The organism is Ectobacillus sp. OTK, assembly GCF_059698935.1.
The window spans coordinates 3,894,358-3,910,638 of sequence record NZ_AP048547.1 but is presented as its reverse complement, the minus strand read 5'-3'; the positions used below and the strand labels follow the sequence as shown (position 1 = coordinate 3,910,638).

At 40.5% G+C, this 16,281-nt stretch carries 16 protein-coding genes and 1 riboswitch; of the genes, 10 read left to right on the top strand and 6 right to left on the bottom strand.

What is annotated here, in order from left to right:
• Nucleotides 1–545 precede the first annotated feature (545 nt).
• The 3 genes from AC6HZ4_RS19350 to AC6HZ4_RS19340 all read left to right on the top strand — a co-directional run bounded on the left by AC6HZ4_RS19350 (nucleotide 546) and on the right by AC6HZ4_RS19340 (nucleotide 2,416).
• Nucleotides 546–842: an ArsR/SmtB family transcription factor gene (locus AC6HZ4_RS19350; protein WP_497491333.1), complete on the top strand. Its 297-nt coding sequence runs from the start codon at nucleotides 546–548 to the stop codon at nucleotides 840–842.
• Nucleotides 843–1,177: 335 nt separating this feature from the next.
• The gene (locus AC6HZ4_RS19345) at nucleotides 1,178–2,071 is read left to right on the top strand and encodes a hydroxymethylglutaryl-CoA lyase (protein WP_497491332.1); all 894 of its coding nucleotides are present in this window, start codon (nucleotides 1,178–1,180) and stop codon (nucleotides 2,069–2,071) included.
• Nucleotides 2,072–2,260: 189 nt separating this feature from the next.
• Entirely contained in the window at nucleotides 2,261–2,416 is a 156-nt protein-coding gene (locus tag AC6HZ4_RS19340; RefSeq protein WP_497491331.1) for a DUF1540 domain-containing protein, read from the top strand.
• A gap of 190 nt (nucleotides 2,417–2,606) precedes the next feature.
• On the opposite strand, the gene AC6HZ4_RS19335 is transcribed toward AC6HZ4_RS19340, so the two are convergent.
• The 3 genes from AC6HZ4_RS19335 to AC6HZ4_RS19325 all read right to left on the bottom strand — a co-directional run bounded on the left by AC6HZ4_RS19335 (nucleotide 2,607) and on the right by AC6HZ4_RS19325 (nucleotide 3,438).
• Nucleotides 2,607–2,765: a hypothetical protein gene (locus tag AC6HZ4_RS19335; RefSeq protein ID WP_497491330.1), complete on the bottom strand. Its 159-nt coding sequence runs from the start codon at nucleotides 2,763–2,765 to the stop codon at nucleotides 2,607–2,609.
• A 77-nt stretch (nucleotides 2,766–2,842) separates the two neighbouring features.
• Complete coding sequence (locus AC6HZ4_RS19330; RefSeq protein WP_497491329.1) at nucleotides 2,843–3,178, bottom strand: DUF2085 domain-containing protein; 336 nt, start codon at nucleotides 3,176–3,178, stop codon at nucleotides 2,843–2,845.
• On the bottom strand, nucleotides 3,175–3,438 hold the full coding sequence (locus AC6HZ4_RS19325; protein WP_497491328.1) for a hypothetical protein: 264 nt from the start codon (nucleotides 3,436–3,438) through the stop codon (nucleotides 3,175–3,177). The genes AC6HZ4_RS19330 and AC6HZ4_RS19325 overlap by 4 nt, the downstream gene beginning before the upstream one ends.
• Before the next feature lie 412 nt (nucleotides 3,439–3,850).
• On the opposite strand from AC6HZ4_RS19325, the gene AC6HZ4_RS19320 reads away from it, so the two are divergent.
• The 5 genes from AC6HZ4_RS19320 to AC6HZ4_RS19300 all read left to right on the top strand — a co-directional run bounded on the left by AC6HZ4_RS19320 (nucleotide 3,851) and on the right by AC6HZ4_RS19300 (nucleotide 8,180).
• A complete protein-coding gene (locus AC6HZ4_RS19320; RefSeq protein ID WP_497495778.1) occupies nucleotides 3,851–4,048 on the top strand; it encodes a spore coat associated protein CotJA in 198 nt (65 codons plus the stop codon).
• A gap of 12 nt (nucleotides 4,049–4,060) precedes the next feature.
• Nucleotides 4,061–4,324 carry a spore coat protein CotJB gene (locus AC6HZ4_RS19315; protein ID WP_497491327.1) on the top strand — a complete coding sequence of 88 codons (264 nt, stop codon included), beginning with the start codon at nucleotides 4,061–4,063 and terminating at the stop codon, nucleotides 4,322–4,324.
• A gap of 15 nt (nucleotides 4,325–4,339) precedes the next feature.
• Entirely contained in the window at nucleotides 4,340–4,909 is a 570-nt protein-coding gene (locus AC6HZ4_RS19310) for a manganese catalase family protein (RefSeq protein WP_497491326.1), read from the top strand.
• 244 nt (nucleotides 4,910–5,153) lie between these two features.
• Nucleotides 5,154–7,295, top strand: coding sequence for a sensor domain-containing protein (locus tag AC6HZ4_RS19305; protein ID WP_497491325.1), 2,142 nt, complete (start codon nucleotides 5,154–5,156; stop codon nucleotides 7,293–7,295).
• A gap of 290 nt (nucleotides 7,296–7,585) precedes the next feature.
• A riboswitch (cyclic di-GMP riboswitch) is annotated at nucleotides 7,586–7,672 on the top strand.
• Between the two features lie 205 nt (nucleotides 7,673–7,877).
• On the top strand, nucleotides 7,878–8,180 hold the full coding sequence (locus AC6HZ4_RS19300) for an ArsR/SmtB family transcription factor (RefSeq protein WP_497491324.1): 303 nt from the start codon (nucleotides 7,878–7,880) through the stop codon (nucleotides 8,178–8,180).
• A 242-nt stretch (nucleotides 8,181–8,422) separates the two neighbouring features.
• Here the strand turns inward: AC6HZ4_RS19300 and AC6HZ4_RS19295 are convergent, their stop codons facing one another.
• Entirely contained in the window at nucleotides 8,423–9,580 is a 1,158-nt protein-coding gene (locus AC6HZ4_RS19295) for an MFS transporter (protein ID WP_497491323.1), read from the bottom strand.
• A 322-nt stretch (nucleotides 9,581–9,902) separates the two neighbouring features.
• Here AC6HZ4_RS19295 and AC6HZ4_RS19290 point away from each other — a divergent pair, with 322 nt between their 5' ends.
• Nucleotides 9,903–11,258 (top strand): TrkH family potassium uptake protein, encoded by a 1,356-nt coding sequence (locus AC6HZ4_RS19290; RefSeq protein WP_497491321.1) that lies wholly within the window; start codon nucleotides 9,903–9,905, stop codon nucleotides 11,256–11,258.
• 385 nt (nucleotides 11,259–11,643) lie between these two features.
• Nucleotides 11,644–13,656 carry a methyl-accepting chemotaxis protein gene (locus AC6HZ4_RS19285; RefSeq protein WP_497491320.1) on the top strand — a complete coding sequence of 671 codons (2,013 nt, stop codon included), beginning with the start codon at nucleotides 11,644–11,646 and terminating at the stop codon, nucleotides 13,654–13,656.
• A gap of 47 nt (nucleotides 13,657–13,703) precedes the next feature.
• Here the strand turns inward: AC6HZ4_RS19285 and AC6HZ4_RS19280 are convergent, their stop codons facing one another.
• Both AC6HZ4_RS19280 and AC6HZ4_RS19275 read right to left on the bottom strand, forming a co-directional pair.
• On the bottom strand, nucleotides 13,704–15,515 hold the full coding sequence (locus AC6HZ4_RS19280; RefSeq protein WP_497491319.1) for a response regulator: 1,812 nt from the start codon (nucleotides 15,513–15,515) through the stop codon (nucleotides 13,704–13,706).
• Nucleotides 15,487–16,275 carry a CheR family methyltransferase gene (locus AC6HZ4_RS19275; protein WP_497495777.1) on the bottom strand — a complete coding sequence of 263 codons (789 nt, stop codon included), beginning with the start codon at nucleotides 16,273–16,275 and terminating at the stop codon, nucleotides 15,487–15,489. The genes AC6HZ4_RS19280 and AC6HZ4_RS19275 overlap by 29 nt, the downstream gene beginning before the upstream one ends.
• Nucleotides 16,276–16,281 lie beyond the last annotated feature (6 nt).

Below are 16,281 nucleotides of genomic sequence, written 5' to 3'. Positions count from 1 at the left end.
ACTCTTACTTGCCAAAATTCTGTCAATTCGTTTGTGCTATTCGCTTCCTTCCATTGTTCAATGGTTACGTTAGGAACGCCGATTGCACGGATAATAAGTATGATCAATTTAATGCAAAAATAAGAGGAAGAAAGCATTCCTTTCTCGAACATTAAAAGCAAAGAAATCTCTATCCGTAATTAATATGTAGACTGGATGCAGATTTCATACGCTGTATATTGCCCTAGGAAAAAGCCCCTGCAGTACAAACCATTTTCTTAAATTCAACATCCGCACAGCATTTTACAATCTACTTTCTGACAGGTTGACCAACGAAAAAAGGTAAGAAGGAAGGTGAAGACATGATGGAAATTCCTAAAGAATGTTACCTGTATGCTTGAAATCTATGATTTATAGTACAGATGAATAAGCTGTTGTTGTATTTTTAATATATTATTATGTTAGTATGTAACAAAAACCGGAAATATATGCTATAATTAAACAATTGTTAAACATTGGGATATTATGTTTTACAAAATAAAACCTCTAAAAGGCGGAGATATACGATGTTAGATTTTACAATTAAACAACCGAATTTAAATGGTGTAGCTGAGCAGCTTAAGGTAATTGCCCACCCAGTACGTTTGCAAATACTTCATGTTTTGATAGAACACGGACCACAAAATGTTACATCCTTATATGAGGGTTTGGGGCTTCCACAGTCTACATTGTCACAGCATCTTGCAAAAATGAAATCGGCGCGTATTGTACTAGGAAACCGAAAAGGACTGGAAATTTATTATGAGGTATTAGATTCTCGCATGAAGCAAATTGTCGCTTTAATCAATGAAGAGCTATCGTGATACAAGCAGTTTGTCATGTATGCAAAGATAATTTGTTTGCGCTATAGTGAAATTACAGAATTTAGCTTTACATAAGGATGCATTTTGCAAAATAACTACTAGCAAAGCCAGCACTTCAAGGATTTGGAAGAGGATATGGAAATTTATAAAAAGAATAAGGCTGGATGAAAACGAGCAAGGATAATTTTCCTTGCTCGTTTTTATATTTTCGACATGAACGTCTGCTGAGCCAGCATATGTATCTGTATATTGAACCAATCCATTCGTTGGAAAATAAGCCTGAACATATTTAGCTAAAATGGCAGCGATTTCTTAAGGGAGATGAGGTGAGGGATATGAATCTTCCAAAGCAGGTTGAAATCATTGAAGTGGGGCCAAGGGATGGGCTGCAAAACGAAGCAAGCTTTATCCCTACGGAACAAAAGATTGCCTTAATTAACGCATTAAGTCAAACAGGAATACGAAGAATGGAGGCGGCTTCCTTTGTCCATCCAGTATATGTTCCGCAAATGAAGGATGCAAAGGAAGTGCTGCAAGGAATAGAAAAACGTCCAAATATTCAGTACATGGTACTTATTCCGAACGAAAAAGGATATGAACGAGCAGCGGAAAACGGGGTACGCGATCTTTCTTTAGTGACAGGAGCAAGTAACAGCTTTAATTTGAAAAATGTAAAGATGACGAGGGAAGAGTCGATCAAGAGGCTTGAGGCTGTTATTAAACAGGCAAAGGCAAATGGAATGTTCATTCGCTACAATATTTCCACCTCATTTTGGTGCCCGTACGAAGGAAAGGTGGATGCGGGTCTTGTTTTGGAGATGGTTGAGAGGATCGATGCTCTCGAAGTAGATGAAATCGTAATATGCGATACAATTGGCCGTGCGAATCCGCAGCAGGTGTTTGATTTGTTCGAACGGACCTTTTCCTCGCAGCCGAAGGCAAGGATTGCTGCGCATTTTCATGATACTTATGGCTTAGCACAAGCAAATATAATCGCAGCTTTACAGGCTGGTGTTACACGTTTTGATGCTTCAATCGGAGGACTGGGCGGCTGCCCGTTTGCGCCTGGAGCAGCAGGAAATGTTGCAACGGAGGATGTTGTTTTCATGCTGCATGAGCTGGGAATTGAAACAGGAATTGACCTGCCCTCTCTTCTTTCCTGCGTAAAGCTGGTCAAATCGTTAACGGCACGTGAGTTAACAGGTCATTTTCATAAAGTTAGGGCGTAGAGAGCATAATGGGAACCCTTATACTGCAGGGAGAGACAGTAACCACGAGGGCAGCCAGGTACTATCTCATATCTTTTTTGATGATATGCGTCCGTGCGCTCGTTACGTTAGTTCTGACGCAGTTCAAATAAAAGGAAGTATCACACGTCCTCAATTTGTAAATGATAATTGTAAAGGAGGTGTGATACGATGGCTAGAGACGTTCTTTGTGAAGTAAACAACTGTAAATATTGGGCTCCTGGAGACAAATGTACTGCAGAGGCCATTTATGTAGTCAGCCATAAAGGCAAACAAGCATCCGATAGCAAGGAAACAGATTGCAAAACATTTGTACCGGAGTTGTAATATGTTTAGGGGTAACCTCTATTTGGTTACCCTTTATAATGTATATTATTGATAATAGCTATCATTTTCATTCGGATTATAGAATATTTTTTAGAATTTGTTTTAGATGCAACGTTTGTACTAAAATTTCTATAATCTTTCTTACTGCAAAGTATAAGCTATGTAGAAAAGAACGGGCGGAGAATGAGAGCTACTCCGTTTTTTTCAGAAAGCTCGAAGCTGCAATTGCGATAATGCCAACTGCAATTAAGCTAATTGCTACAAGCTTGTTCGGATTTTTGAAAATGCTGAAATTCGTGCATCCAATAGCAAACAGCAGCAGTCCGATTCCGAGTAAAGCATTTTTCATAAGATCACCCCTTTCTACAGCTTGTCTTCTAAAGGGATGGGAAGCCCTCCCTTGCAGCAGCTTCCCTAACAGAGTTTCTATACTGCTGACAAAAGAGCGGTTAGAGCAAAGGAACAAGAAACAATGAGAACGGATAAGCCAAAGCCGCTTAATAAACCGGTTACGAGCCGCAATGTATTGTTGCTTGTTCGCCATTTCCACAGCTGTGTATAGCCGTCCGCTATAAGCGGGAGCTGGCTTAATAAGCCGACCCAGAACGGAATATGCCAGCTAAGGAGCAGGAAAAGCGGCACGAACAAATATCCGGCTAAAATACCAGTGCATCTCGCACAAATCGGCATCGTCTTTCCGTTTATATGCAGACAGCGTTCCGGCTTTCGATGGCATGGAACAATTTTAAGCAAAGATATCAATTGCAATCCACCCCGCAGCACTCCAGCCCATCGCTATCACAGTCTACGCAATCAGGGTACGAACTATCGAACGTACAATTGGTGCAATTCCGCTCTATTCTTTTGTAATAATAGATACCGATAAACAAAGAAAGCATAATTGCAAGCACGAGACAGACAATTGCTAAGGTAAGCTGCCATGAATTTCGGTCCTCCGAGAAAAAGAGCAGGCCAGAGCAAATGTATAAAATTAAATCCAACGCAGTAAGCAAGAAAAACAACGATGATCCCCCCTAAGAAGCGTTTGTATTCTTTATGCAAATCAAATGTTATGCATTCCATATTTCAGAAAGCTGAAACGGATCGCTCCCTCTTTTTGCATAAAAAGATTTCCATATATTTCTGAATCCTATTATAAATGAAATTTTTCTGTTGTGGAGAAAAACAGAAGAGCATTTTGCTTGCGGAGAATTTTTACCGCAATAAGAAGGGTGTGTCTGCTTTTCATGATGTCTAGCTCCATAGCAAACCAGGCCGATTCTGCTTCTCTTATGCATGTCTTCAGAATTTTTATACTCATCATATCGTACTTAGGCGAATACATTTACAAAGAGATGAAAAGGCAGGTAGAATTCCCTGTTGGTGAATAAGGAGGGGTTTATGATGAACCAATCGAATCAAGCCTTTACTCGGATGAAATCTTATATTCCGTATCATAGTGCTTATGACCCATGTCCGCCGATTGGACAGAAATATTATTCTACGCCGCCCAATCTATATTTAGGATTTCAACCGCCTAACCTAGAACAATTTCCTCCGAAGGAAGCTTTGCATAAGGGAACCTTGTGGCCGGCTTTGTATGACTACTATGAGAATCCATATAAAAAGTAGGGGGTAATGTGTATGCAGCAGCCTTTACCGGAGGAATATTATCAGCTTCTGGAGGATTTGCAGGCAGCTGATTTTGTACTGGTTGAGCTTACCTTATATTTAGATACCCACCCTGGGGATATCAATGCCATCAGTCAATTTAATCAATATGCCCAATATAGGCAGCAAGCAAAGCTGGCATTTGAGGCGAAATTCGGTCCTTTGCAGCAGTATGGAAACAGCTACGCTGATGCCAAATGGAGCTGGAACAATTCACCTTGGCCTTGGCAGGTATAGAAAGGGAGGAGTAATATGTGGATTTACGAAAAGAAGCTGCAATATCCTGTAAAGGTGAGTACGTGCAATCCGAGGCTTGCAAAATTTTTGATTGAACAATATGGAGGAGCGGACGGCGAGCTGGCAGCGGCATTGCGGTATTTAAATCAACGCTATACAATTCCTGATAAAGTGATAGGACTATTAACGGATATTGGGACAGAGGAGTTTGCCCATTTAGAAATGATTGCTACCATGGTTTATAAGCTTACAAAGGATGCGACGCCGCAGCAAATGCGCGATGCGGGCTTGGATGCTCATTACGCTGATCACGACAGTGCGCTCTTTTATCATAACGCTGCAGGCGTGCCGTTTACTGCAACCTTTATACAGGCAAAAGGAGATCCAATTGCGGATTTATATGAGGATATTGCGGCAGAGGAGAAGGCGCGCGCTACCTATCAATGGCTGATTAATATGTCGGATGACCCTGATTTAAATGATGGTTTACGCTTCCTAAGGGAGAGAGAAGTGGTACATTCTCAAAGGTTCAGAGAAGCAGTGGAAATATTGAAGGAAGACCAAAACCAAAAGAAGATTTTCTAAGCATATCTTTAGATCTATTACACATGAAAAAATTAAGAAACGCCATCTTTCTCTAGAAAAATCGCGTTTCTTAATTTTTTTCATTTAATAAGAATAATAAACTCTCGGTACAAAAGAATTCTAAATTCCTCATATTAACAATTTTTTAAGATGTTGTTATGAATCATTTTCGTGTACAATAGTATTCAAAGATATAAATAAGGGGTTATATAAAGATAAATCAAAACATACAGAGGGATACTCTATGAAGCTAAATCAATCGAGTGTAATCAAGAGCACAGAAAATCAGATGTATTTGCCCCCTACAGAATCTATTTTAGATAATATAGGAAGCGGTTTTTTTGTGTTAGATCAAAATGGGGTTGTTACATACACAAATAAATCGATTGAAAATTGGATTGGAAGAGCACGAAATGAATTACTCGGTTATAGGATTTGGGATGTAATTCCAGAAACTGAAAACCCGAAGTTTTATGAATTTTATTATCGGGCGATAGAGGAGCAGGAGACTTTTTCATTCGAGGAATTTTTTGAACCGACGGGCGCTTGGCTGAAGGTTACGGTCGTTCCTTCAAGTCTGGGTTTGATTGGGTATGTATCCAACAGTACCGAGCATAAAAGCAATGAAAGAATGATTAAGCATATGGCTTATTATGATTATTTGACAGATTTGCCAAATCGGAGATGCTTTGAAAAAAAGCTGGAAGATGTAATTGCATCCGCAAAGAAAAATAAAAGTGGATTTGCTCTCCTTTATGTAGATATTGATCGATTTAAATACATTAATGATGCGTTAGGTCCCGGTATTGGAGATCAGTTGATTCATCAATTTGCCGCTCGGCTTGTCCAGCTTGTTGGGAATGATGCATTTATTGCGAGGCTAGGAGGAGACGAGTTTGCGATTGTGCTGGATGGGGAAGCTGTCAGTAAGGAATGGATGGAAACGCTGGCCCACAATATAAATACAAATATAGAAGAATGTCCGTTTCATATACAGGATTTTGAGCTGTATACGACAGCGAGCTTAGGAATTTGCTTGTATCCGGAACACGGCGAAGATGCAGAATCCTTAATTAAGCACGCAGATATTGCCCTGTATGGAGCAAAGGAAAACGGTCGAAATACGTATGCGTTGTACAATCCAATTCTTGATATCGATCGTTTCAAAAGGATTTTGCTTGTAAAGGGATTGCGCCAAGCGATTGAGCAGGATGAATTGGAGCTGTATTATCAGCCGCGTGTAAATACAAAAACGGGAAGAATACAAGGCGTTGAAGCTCTGCTCCGCTGGAATCATCCAGAATGGGGGACTGTGTCGCCGGCTGATTTTATCCCAATAGCGGAGGAGACCGGTCTTATCCATCCTCTGACAAAATGGGTTGTACAAACAGCTTGTAAGCAAATTCAGGCATGGAAGCAACAAGATATTGCACCTGTTCCCATTTCAATTAATGTAACGGCTAAGCTTTTTGTATCGGAGGATTTTGTCCGTAACATGCAAAATGCATTAGAGGAAACAGCAATTGAAGGGAACTGGATAGAGATAGAGATTACGGAAACATCCATTTTAGATAATGAGAGATTAGTTGAATTAAGCATCAACCGCTTAAAGAAGCTCGGTTTAAACGTTTCGATCGATGATTTTGGAACAGGTTATTCCTCCTTGGCTTACTTGTCTCACTTTAAGGTGGATACACTGAAAATTGATCGCTCCTTCATGCGGGACGTTATTACAAATCAATCCAATGCAACAATTGTAAAAGCAATTATTCACTTAGCGCACGGCCTAGGAATGAAGGTAGTTGCAGAAGGTGTGGAAACAACCGAACAAATTGATTTTTTAAGGGAACATGATTGCGATGAGCTGCAAGGCTATGTCTTCAGCAAGCCTGTTCCTCTTGCGGAGCTGATTCCGCTGTTAGCAAAAGGGGCCCTGCATTCAAATGAAGGAGATACCGTGAATCTCTATGCGCAAAAACGAAAACAGTTGCATGTTTCGCTGCTGTTTCCAATTCGCTCATATATGACAATTACTCGAATGAACGGCAAAGAGATTCGTTTAGATAAGACAGAGGTGTTAGTTGACGAACTTAGCGCAGATGGATTGAGCTTCTCGTCCTATCTTGGGCTTGCTATTCATACAGATGTGATTTTTGAGTTTGAGATTCAGCTTTTTAGTAAAATTCTTACTGTGTGTGGGTATATTATTTCCAAGGAAGAATTAAGTGATGGCACTTATCGATATGGTTTAGAATTTGTAATAGATGAAAAGGAACGCGAAGATTTAGCCGGCTTATTGAAACAGCTCCTGCTGCAAATGAAAATAAACCCATTTGTTCCGAATTGTAATATGGTGGAGTTGGAGCAAAAACAGGATATTTCCTAATGCTAGAAAGGATTGGCAAAGCGGGCAGCTTTGCCAATCCTTTCTTTGTTATTCTTTAATAAGGTGTAAATTTCCAGCTAGAAGCTAATTTGATGTATAGCGGAAGCGGCCTGCTTCAGTCTCCAGAATGAATTCTGTCATAAAAGGAAAAGAGTGCTTTATGTGATAGAATTCATTCTGTTTTTTTGTTTCTTATGGATGCTTCAAATAAATTATGTTATAATTTGTATATTAAAGTAAATGTTTCATCCTTTACCTTGGCATATATGCAAGAGATGTGTTTATATAGGTAAGGGCTTAGGCAAACTTATCGAAAGATAAGGATGCAAAGCTACGGGTCTAAGGTGCGAAAGCATGATGATTGCCAGGTTGTCATGGTTCTTTTTATTGGTCATCCTACAGCATGATAATACATACAATGTAACCCAGAAAGGACAGGAGACTACATACTCATGTCCTTTATTTGCCGGAGAGAATAATGGGTAATTATGACAAATAGAATTGTTATTTCATAATAATATATACCATGGTAGTACGGCCTTTGATCTTTTAGTTTGCTAGAAAGGAAAGAGGAGGAATTCGATGTTTAATTATGAAGTCGATACGAAGCGCTATGAATTGGTAGCGAATCAATTAAAAATAATAGCTCACCCTGTCCGTTTACAAATTGTTAAGCTATTAATTGAAAAAGGTGCACAAAGCGTGACGCAGTTGAATGTGTACCTTCATTTACCGCAGCCTACTTTGTCGCAGCATTTAGGAAAGCTCAAGTCCATTCAGACTGTACAGGCGAATCGAAAAGGAATTGAGGTATATTATGAAGTGGTGGATGAGCGTATAAAGGAGCTAATTTCTTTGCTTGAAGTGTCATTTATTGCAGGATAATACATAAGGATAAGTAAAAGCATCGATTAGGAAAATCTATTGTACAAAAACAAGCTGTGAAGAATTCTTACAGCTTGTTTTTGTATGTCGATTCCTTTATACATAGCGAGTAGAGATGCATTCCTTCAAAATCACGATAGGATCTAGATGGGATGATGGGTGGATCCAGCAACAATCAGAAAATGGAAAATGCCGCAGGGGGGTGAAGCATCCCCTGCGTTGAAATAATTAAGATCGTTTGCCTACACACTTTGCTCAACAGGACGGCTGTATTTTTTAGATGTAATATGGAACGCCCCGTAGCAAATGGCAGACACGCTGCAAAATAAAAATAAAATAAAGTAGAGATACGCAGTACCGGCATAGTCAATGATGAATCCCCCTGCTGAGTTTCCGATAATGCTGCCAAGTCCAGAGGTAACGGAGGCAAACACAGTTTGGTACGTTGCGCTTGTCTTCGTTGTTGAAAAGGATTGTACAGTTTCAACAGCGGCAGCAGTGAAAAGAGCAAAGCAAATACCATCAAGCAGCTGCATGGAAAGAACAACGAATAAGCTCGGAGACAAGGTTAACACGATACACTTTACGGCATACAAAATACCAGCGATGCATAGGACGAGAAATCGTCCTATTTTTTTGTTAAGTCTAGCGGCTATCCAAAACATCGGGACTTCAATAATTGCTGCTATTGCGTAAGCAGTGCCAATCCAGCCTTTATTGTAGCCCGATTCCTTGAAGTAGATGGGAAGAAAGCTAAAATTGATGGCAATTGCCATTGTCAATAGAAAGGAGACAGCCAGAAAGGCCATAAATGCTTTATTAAAAAATACCTGTTTGACCTGTCCTGTAAGAGAGATTGTCATCTTCTGTTTTTTTACTTTTGGAAAGCGAAGCAATGTAAGCAGAACGAGCGCACTGCAAGCCAGATAGAAAAAGAAGCTTTTATCATAGCCGATTTTTGCATATAAAAAGCCGGTGAGGAATGAGCCTAACGAAAATCCAAATGCACCCCAGGAACGGACGCTCCCGAAGGAAAAACCTTCCTTTTGCCCGATTTCCAATGCAATAGCATCGCCAATAGGCCCCGAAGGCGATTGTAGAATTGGCAGCAAGCAAGCGATGATGACTAAAGCAGCATAGCTATCAAATACATAATATCCGAGTGCAAGGAGGGGAGAAGCAATCGTTGAAATCATTAAGATAATGCGGTTGTCAGATAAACGGTCATTTATAATGCCCATGATTGGTTGAGCGATTAAACCGGTAATAGCTGCTATAGCCAGAATACCTCCGATAGCTGCAGGTGTAATTCCCTTATCGCTGAAATAAATACTTAAATATGGAGAATATGCTGACAGGCCGATGTAGTAAAAGAAGTAAAAAGTACTTATATTTCTCATGTTATTCCCCCAATTGGATAGGATAAATGCTGCCTGAAACAAACAGAAAAGGATGGATTGTGTGAAGGTACTGTTTTATCTAACAGTAGACAGCGCTTTCGTAAAGGTGTTGTTTTTGAAATATCCACAATTTGGTTAAATTATAATGTGAATTCTTAATAAATTAAATACTCTATTTGATTGAAACATCTATTATTTTGCTAATGTTAGATTCGTTTGTACGTATATTGATTTAGATAATGGAATTGTATCTTTTGTTTTTTTTCAGCCCTTTGCTATAATAAAACGTACTGATTTTGTAAATAATGAGGGACTTTTGCATATGACGTTTAAAGTAAAGACTATGAGTGAAAAGCTGTCTTCAGTGCAGCTGATTGTGTTGTTTTATTTCATAGCCGTAATGATTTCTACCGCTCTTTTACTTATTCCGGCGGCAAGAAATCCGGGTGTGGAGCTTTCTGTAGTGGATGCGTTATTTACAGCAGCAAGTGCTGTGAGTGTAACAGGCCTTACGGTTGTTTCGACGGCTGAAACGTTTAGTACAACCGGTTATTTTATTTTAATTTTCATTGTCCAGTTTGGCGGTATTGGCATTATGGCGCTCGGGACGTTTATTTGGCTCATTATGGGGAAGAAAATTGGATTTAAGGAACGGCAGCTCATTATGATTGACCAAAATCGTTCTACCTTCTCCGGGCTGGTACAGCTCATGCGGGAAATTCTGCGCATCATTATTACGATAGAGCTCATTGGGACAATCGTGCTGGGAACGTATTTTCTACAGTATTATCCAACGTGGCAGGAGGCCTATTTGCATGGATTGTTTGCTGCTGTAAATGCTGCGACCAATGCCGGTTTTGATATTACTGGTGAATCGATGGTTCCATATGCACATGATTATTTCGTACAGTCTGTTCATATCATTTTAGTGATTTTAGGAGCAATTGGCTTTCCTGTGCTTGTTGAGATTAAAGAGTATGTAACATACAAAGGAAAGAATCCGTATCGTTTTTCGTTGTTTACGAAGCTGACAACAAGCACCTTCTTTTTACTTCTCGGTATTGGGACATTTTTTATTTACTTTTTTGACCGTCATCATTACTTTTCCGATAAGACATGGCATGAATCATTATTTTATGCATTATTTCAAGGAGTGTCGACTCGAAGCGGCGGGCTGGTCACGATGAATTTAAACGAATTTACCACACCGACGCATCTTGTGCTGGCTGCACTTATGTTTATCGGGGCATCTCCCAGCAGTGTTGGGAGCGGCATCCGCACGACGACGTTTGCGATTGTGGTGCTGAGCATTTTGGCGTATGCAAAAGGACGAACTACGGTGAAGGTGTTTCGGAAGGAAATACATCCTGTTGATGTGCATCGCTCGTTTATTGTTTTGACAGTTGCGGTCTTTTTATGCGCCATATCGTTCATTGCGCTAGCTAGTACAGAGCCGTCACTTAGCTTAACTGCTATTGTGTTTGAAGTATGCTCTGCCTTCGGTACAACAGGTTTGTCGCTGGGGATTACGCCGGAGTTAAGCACGGCGGGGAAAATGCTTTTGATTGCATTAATGTTTATCGGACGTATTGGTATCTTTTCGCTTCTGTTTTTGATACGCGGAAGAGAGGTTAAGGAGAATATTCATTATCCGCAGGAACGGGTGATTATTGGGTAGGTCTGCATATGTATGAACTTGTGAACAGGTCCAGTAAATTGACCTGTTTTTCTTGCACTTTAGAAGAGTATAAATTTTCAGCTAGAAGCTGATCCGATGTATTAGGAATTTTTAAGAATAAAATGTAAGTGCAGCTATGTCCCTGTCTTCATATAACGGCTCGCCAATCGGCGAGTTTTCTTTATATATGGTAAGAAGTGTACAGCCGGCATGCTTGCATTAACAGGTCTTTTCTATCAGGAATTGCTTTCTGGCGATATGTAACATTTTCCTGCTATAAAACAGAAAAAATATCATATACGAGTGGTGCTTTTCCCTCTAAAATAGATGATAAGGAGGTTCATCTTTACTTAAATATTCAGTCATCATATGGAGGGAAGTTAGATTGCTGCAATCGATACGAAGTAAATTTATTCTTTGGTTTCTTATTATATCGTTAATTCCGCTTATTGGGACATTAAGTGTTTTGTATGCGTTGAATTCTGACCTGTTGCTTGAGAAGGAAGAGGAGAATATTCAAAGGATTGTTGCCAGTACGGCTGAGAGGATGGACAATCAGTTTCTTATATATTTGCGCGAAATATCTTTAGCTGCTAAAAGCGACGCACTTCAGTCTTCGGATATGGTATTGAAAAAAAATATGCTGCTAAGCGTAAAAAGCGGAGATCCGGAGTTTTATAGTACGATTTCGTTCCTTGATACAAAGGGTATCATTCAAGAGGATAGCAATCCCGCCGGTGAAGGCTCTACCGTCGGGGGCGATCGGAGTGACCGAGACTATTTCAAAGCGGCGATGCAGGGAAAAACGAGTGTATCCTCTGTCATGATTTCCAAATCTACAGGGAAGCGTATTATTGTAGTATCCGCTCCTGTTAAAGCGAAGAGCGGCGAAATCATTGGTGTTATTAGTGCCACAATTGATTATGAAAAGTTCATAATGAAGTACGGAGATACGTTTAAGCAATTTGGAAAAAATACACATGTTGTCATTGTTGATAATGCGAATGTTGTTCAGTATAACTCTAAGGATGAGAATGATTTTGGCAAGTCCACGCAAAAATCCAATCTGGATAACAATCTAAAAGCGTTGATGGCGAAAAGCTCGAATCAGAATGGTTTAAGCTCTTATGCCGACAAGGAAAATCAAAAGTATCTAGTTGGCTATGCGCCTGTGAAGCTGACAAATTATACAATCTACTTCAGCATGACAGAGGAATCCATTTTGGCATCTGCGACAGCTGCGTTTCAGAAGATGACGTTAACAAGTGCGCTTGTGGTTATTGTATTTGTGTTACTTGCAGCCATTTTTATTGCTAATCGAATTGCTCGTCCAATTGTTGCTTTGTCGAAAGCAGCTGAGCGTATTGCCGATGGCGATTTGCTCGTCGAACATATACCAATTCCATCAAATGATGAAGTAGGTAAGCTGACTGAAGGACTGAATGCAGTAATTGATAGTTTGCGCACGACTATTTTTTCTATTAAGCATACATCCGGCCTTGTGGCTGCTTCTTCAGAACAGCTGTTAGCATCAGCAATTGAAAGTGTCGGAGCGTTTGAACAGGTGGCAAAATCCTCAGATGATATCGCAAATGGCGCAAAGCTGCAGGTTACCGAGGCTCATTCCATGCTGGAGGCAGTGACATCCGTGGATAAAGAAGTGAAGGAGATTTATAATGGAGCATTGATTGTAGAGAAGCAAGAACAAGCTGTGCAGGAAAAAATTGCAGCTGGCGTAGCTGCTATTATGGAGTCATCCACTCATTTAAATGAGATGGTTCAAAAGGTAGAGGAAACTATGCGTGCGGTAGAGGCTTTGAGTGTACAATCTGAATCTATCGGAAAAATTGTTGTGTTTATTGAGGAAATTTCACAGCAAACAAATATGCTTGCCCTAAATGCGGCGATTGAAGCAGCAAGGGCAGGAGAGGCTGGCCGGGGGTTTGCTGTTGTTGCAGATGAGGTACGCAAGCTTGCCGAACAAACACAAAAGGCCACGCGGGAAATTTCTGGATTCATTTCAAGGCTTAGCTATGATATGTACGATGTTCGTAAGCAAATGACCGAAAGCACACAGCTTGTTAAAAATGGCGAACAATCGAGTCAATCCGTTCGTGACTGCTTTGAAGATATTTCAATTTCTGTAAATGACGTAAATGTTCGAATGACAAATATGATCCGCTCAACGAAGGAAATTGCCAAGAGTACAGCATATCTGCTGAATCAGTCCCATCAAATGGTAACTTTGGCTGAAAAGGTATCCAGTGATATTGCAAATATTGCTGCTGCAAACGAAGAGCATGCGGCAATGATGGAGGAGATTAATGCTTCTGCTGATACTCTAACAAAGATGGCGGAGGAGATGGATCAGAAGACCTCCCAATTTAAAGCAAACTAGGTAACGATCATATTACGAAAATGTTAATAATAAAAAAGGCCGGCAGATCATAACGATCTGCCGGCCTTTTCTATCTCCTGCCGTTCCTCCACATTGAAATGTACAAGAAATTTCGTTCCTTGCTCGCTCGTTTCTACCTTCATAACTGCATTGTGCCGAGCAACAACTCCATGGCAGACAGATAAGCCTAGACCGGTTCCATTTACCTTTGTGCTGAAAAAAGGAGTCCCAATTTTCTCAAGCAGTTCTTCCTTAATACCACAGCCTTCATCCTGTACCTCCAAAATAACTTCGGATCCATTTGTATATGTTTTGATGGTTAAAACACCTTCGGCTGGCATTGCTTCTAGTCCGTTTAAGGCTAGATTTAAAATTAATTGACGAATTTCCTTTTCGTCTAAGGATAAAGGCGGGCAGTCTCCAAGCTCCATGCAGGCGGATTTATGGGACACCATCGCCTTTGCCTGAATGAGAGGAAACAATGTCTGGACGATATCATTTAACTGCTTTTGCACACGCAGCGTCGAGGTTGTTTTTGTTACGGAAAGAAATTCTGTAATAATATTGTGCGTTCGGTCCAATTCTTCGATCATAATGTCAATATACTCGGTTGAAGGATGATTTTTTGACATTTGTAAAAAGCCCCGAACCGTTGTCATCGGGTTTCGTATTTCATGAATAATACCGGCAGCCATTTCTCCCATTAGGTTTAATCGGGCGAATTTTGCTATTTCTTTTTCGACGGCGACTCTGTCGGTAATATCGGTAATAATGCTAAGGATACATGCTTCTCCTCGTATTTCCATAATCTCTGTTGACAACAACCCTTCGCGCATATCACGTGATTTTGTCCAGTAGTTAATGCGCGCATTTCGGACAGGGGCTGTTAATTCGAAAATTCCAACAGAGGTTTCTCCAAGTCCATCTAAATCCATGATGTATTGGATCTCATCATGTGTCTGATTGATAATGTCCTCGTATGTATGCCCCGTATAGCTGAGCCAGCTTTCATTTACATTCATATAGCGTTTGTCCTCAAGAGAACGCAGTTCAATTAAGCAAGGAGTAGCGTTAAAGATTCGGCGGAAGCGCTCTTCGTCTGACAGCTTCCGCTCGGTCACATCCCGGATGGAGCAGACGAAAATCTGCTGCTTCTTAACGGCGGCCATTCCAATTTGAATATCGCTTGGGAACTTTGTTTTATTCCTTCGCAGCGCGATTGTTTCGACAATCCGTTCGTTTTCTCCCGACGGACGAAAGTGAAGGGTAGGGACAAGTTGATTGATATGCAGGCCGATACATTCGCCGGGTGTATACCCAAACATGTTTGTAACGGCCTCGTTTACGGTTAAGATGTGACCTGAATGGTCGAATGTGAGAATCGTATCTGTCGTTGTTTCGCCAATGACGCGCAGCAGCTCATTTTGCAGCTTAATTTGTTCTTGCTGCTGCTGCATTTCTACAAGTGCTTGAACCTTCATTCTTAATGTTTCGGGATGAAATGGCTTAAAAATATAATCAATAGCGCCGACACTATATCCGTTCTTTACATGCTCTAAGGCTTGGCTAATAGCAGTGATAAAAACGATTGGGATTTGCTTTGACTTCTCTCTCGCCTTAATAAGCTTAGCTGTTTCAAATCCATTCATTCCAGGCATTTGCACGTCAAGCAAAATGACGGAGAAGTCTTCCTGTAATACGTGTTTCAATGCCTCTTCGCCGGAACTAGCGGTAACGAGGTTATAGTTGGAATAGGCAAGAACAGACTGGAGTGCAAATAAATTCTCTGGGCGGTCATCAACCATTAAAATATTGACCTTTTGCTGGGCTTCATTTAATTTTTTGATAGATTCTCCCACGGGTATCAATCTCCTCGTAATAAATATGTTTATTAGTAGATACAAGCTGTTCCTTGCTGCCGAGACCTAAAATACCTGACGGTGCTAAGCTTTCGTAAAATAAATGATGAACACGATTGGTGAGCGCTCTATTAAAGTAAATCAGAACATTTCTGCATATAATTACATGGAACTCATTAAAGGACTGATCCACAGTTAGGTTATGCTGAGCAAAGATAACATTTTTGCATAGAAAGGGGTGAAACATAGCATTCTCATCTTTAATGGTGTAATACTCGGAGAATGCTCTGTCTCCTCCGGCATGCAGGTAGTTTCTTGTATACAGCCGCATCTTCTTTAACGGAAACATCGCTTGTTCAGCTATGTTTATGAGCGATTCGTTCATATCTGTTGCATATAATTTTGTCCGTTCATATAGTCCTTCCTCATACAGCAAAACAGCCATCGAATATACCTCTTCGCCAGTAGAGCAGCCGGCGTGCCAAATCCGGATATGAGGCAGCTCTTTTAAAATGGGAACGACTTTTTGACGAAAGGCGAGAAAGAATTCTGGATCGCGGAACATCTCTGTCACATGAATCGAGAAATCATCGAGCAGCTTCTTCATCATTATCGGATTGTGGAGCACTTGCTCTTGTAACGCTGATACATTGGGCAGGTGCTCCATTTGCATTCTATATTGGATTCTTCTTTGAATGGAGGCGAATGTATAATCACGAAAGTCAAAGCCGTAATGTCGGTATATCGCCTCGAGAAGCAGTTCAAT

What these genes read in the sequence shown, in the direction of transcription:
- AC6HZ4_RS19350 (WP_497491333.1), top strand. Translation starts at nt 546, where the DNA reads ATGTTAGATTTTACAATTAAACAACCGAATTTAAATGGTGTAGCTGAG.
- AC6HZ4_RS19345 (WP_497491332.1), top strand. Translation starts at nt 1,178, where the DNA reads ATGAATCTTCCAAAGCAGGTTGAAATCATTGAAGTGGGGCCAAGGGAT.
- AC6HZ4_RS19340 (WP_497491331.1), top strand. Translation starts at nt 2,261, where the DNA reads ATGGCTAGAGACGTTCTTTGTGAAGTAAACAACTGTAAATATTGGGCT.
- AC6HZ4_RS19335 (WP_497491330.1), bottom strand. Translation starts at nt 2,765, where the DNA reads ATGAAAAATGCTTTACTCGGAATCGGACTGCTGCTGTTTGCTATTGGA.
- AC6HZ4_RS19320 (WP_497495778.1), top strand. Translation starts at nt 3,851, where the DNA reads ATGAAATCTTATATTCCGTATCATAGTGCTTATGACCCATGTCCGCCG.
- AC6HZ4_RS19315 (WP_497491327.1), top strand. Translation starts at nt 4,061, where the DNA reads ATGCAGCAGCCTTTACCGGAGGAATATTATCAGCTTCTGGAGGATTTG.
- AC6HZ4_RS19310 (WP_497491326.1), top strand. Translation starts at nt 4,340, where the DNA reads ATGTGGATTTACGAAAAGAAGCTGCAATATCCTGTAAAGGTGAGTACG.
- AC6HZ4_RS19305 (WP_497491325.1), top strand. Translation starts at nt 5,154, where the DNA reads ATGAAGCTAAATCAATCGAGTGTAATCAAGAGCACAGAAAATCAGATG.
- AC6HZ4_RS19300 (WP_497491324.1), top strand. Translation starts at nt 7,878, where the DNA reads ATGTTTAATTATGAAGTCGATACGAAGCGCTATGAATTGGTAGCGAAT.
- AC6HZ4_RS19295 (WP_497491323.1), bottom strand. Translation starts at nt 9,580, where the DNA reads ATGAGAAATATAAGTACTTTTTACTTCTTTTACTACATCGGCCTGTCA.
- AC6HZ4_RS19290 (WP_497491321.1), top strand. Translation starts at nt 9,903, where the DNA reads ATGACGTTTAAAGTAAAGACTATGAGTGAAAAGCTGTCTTCAGTGCAG.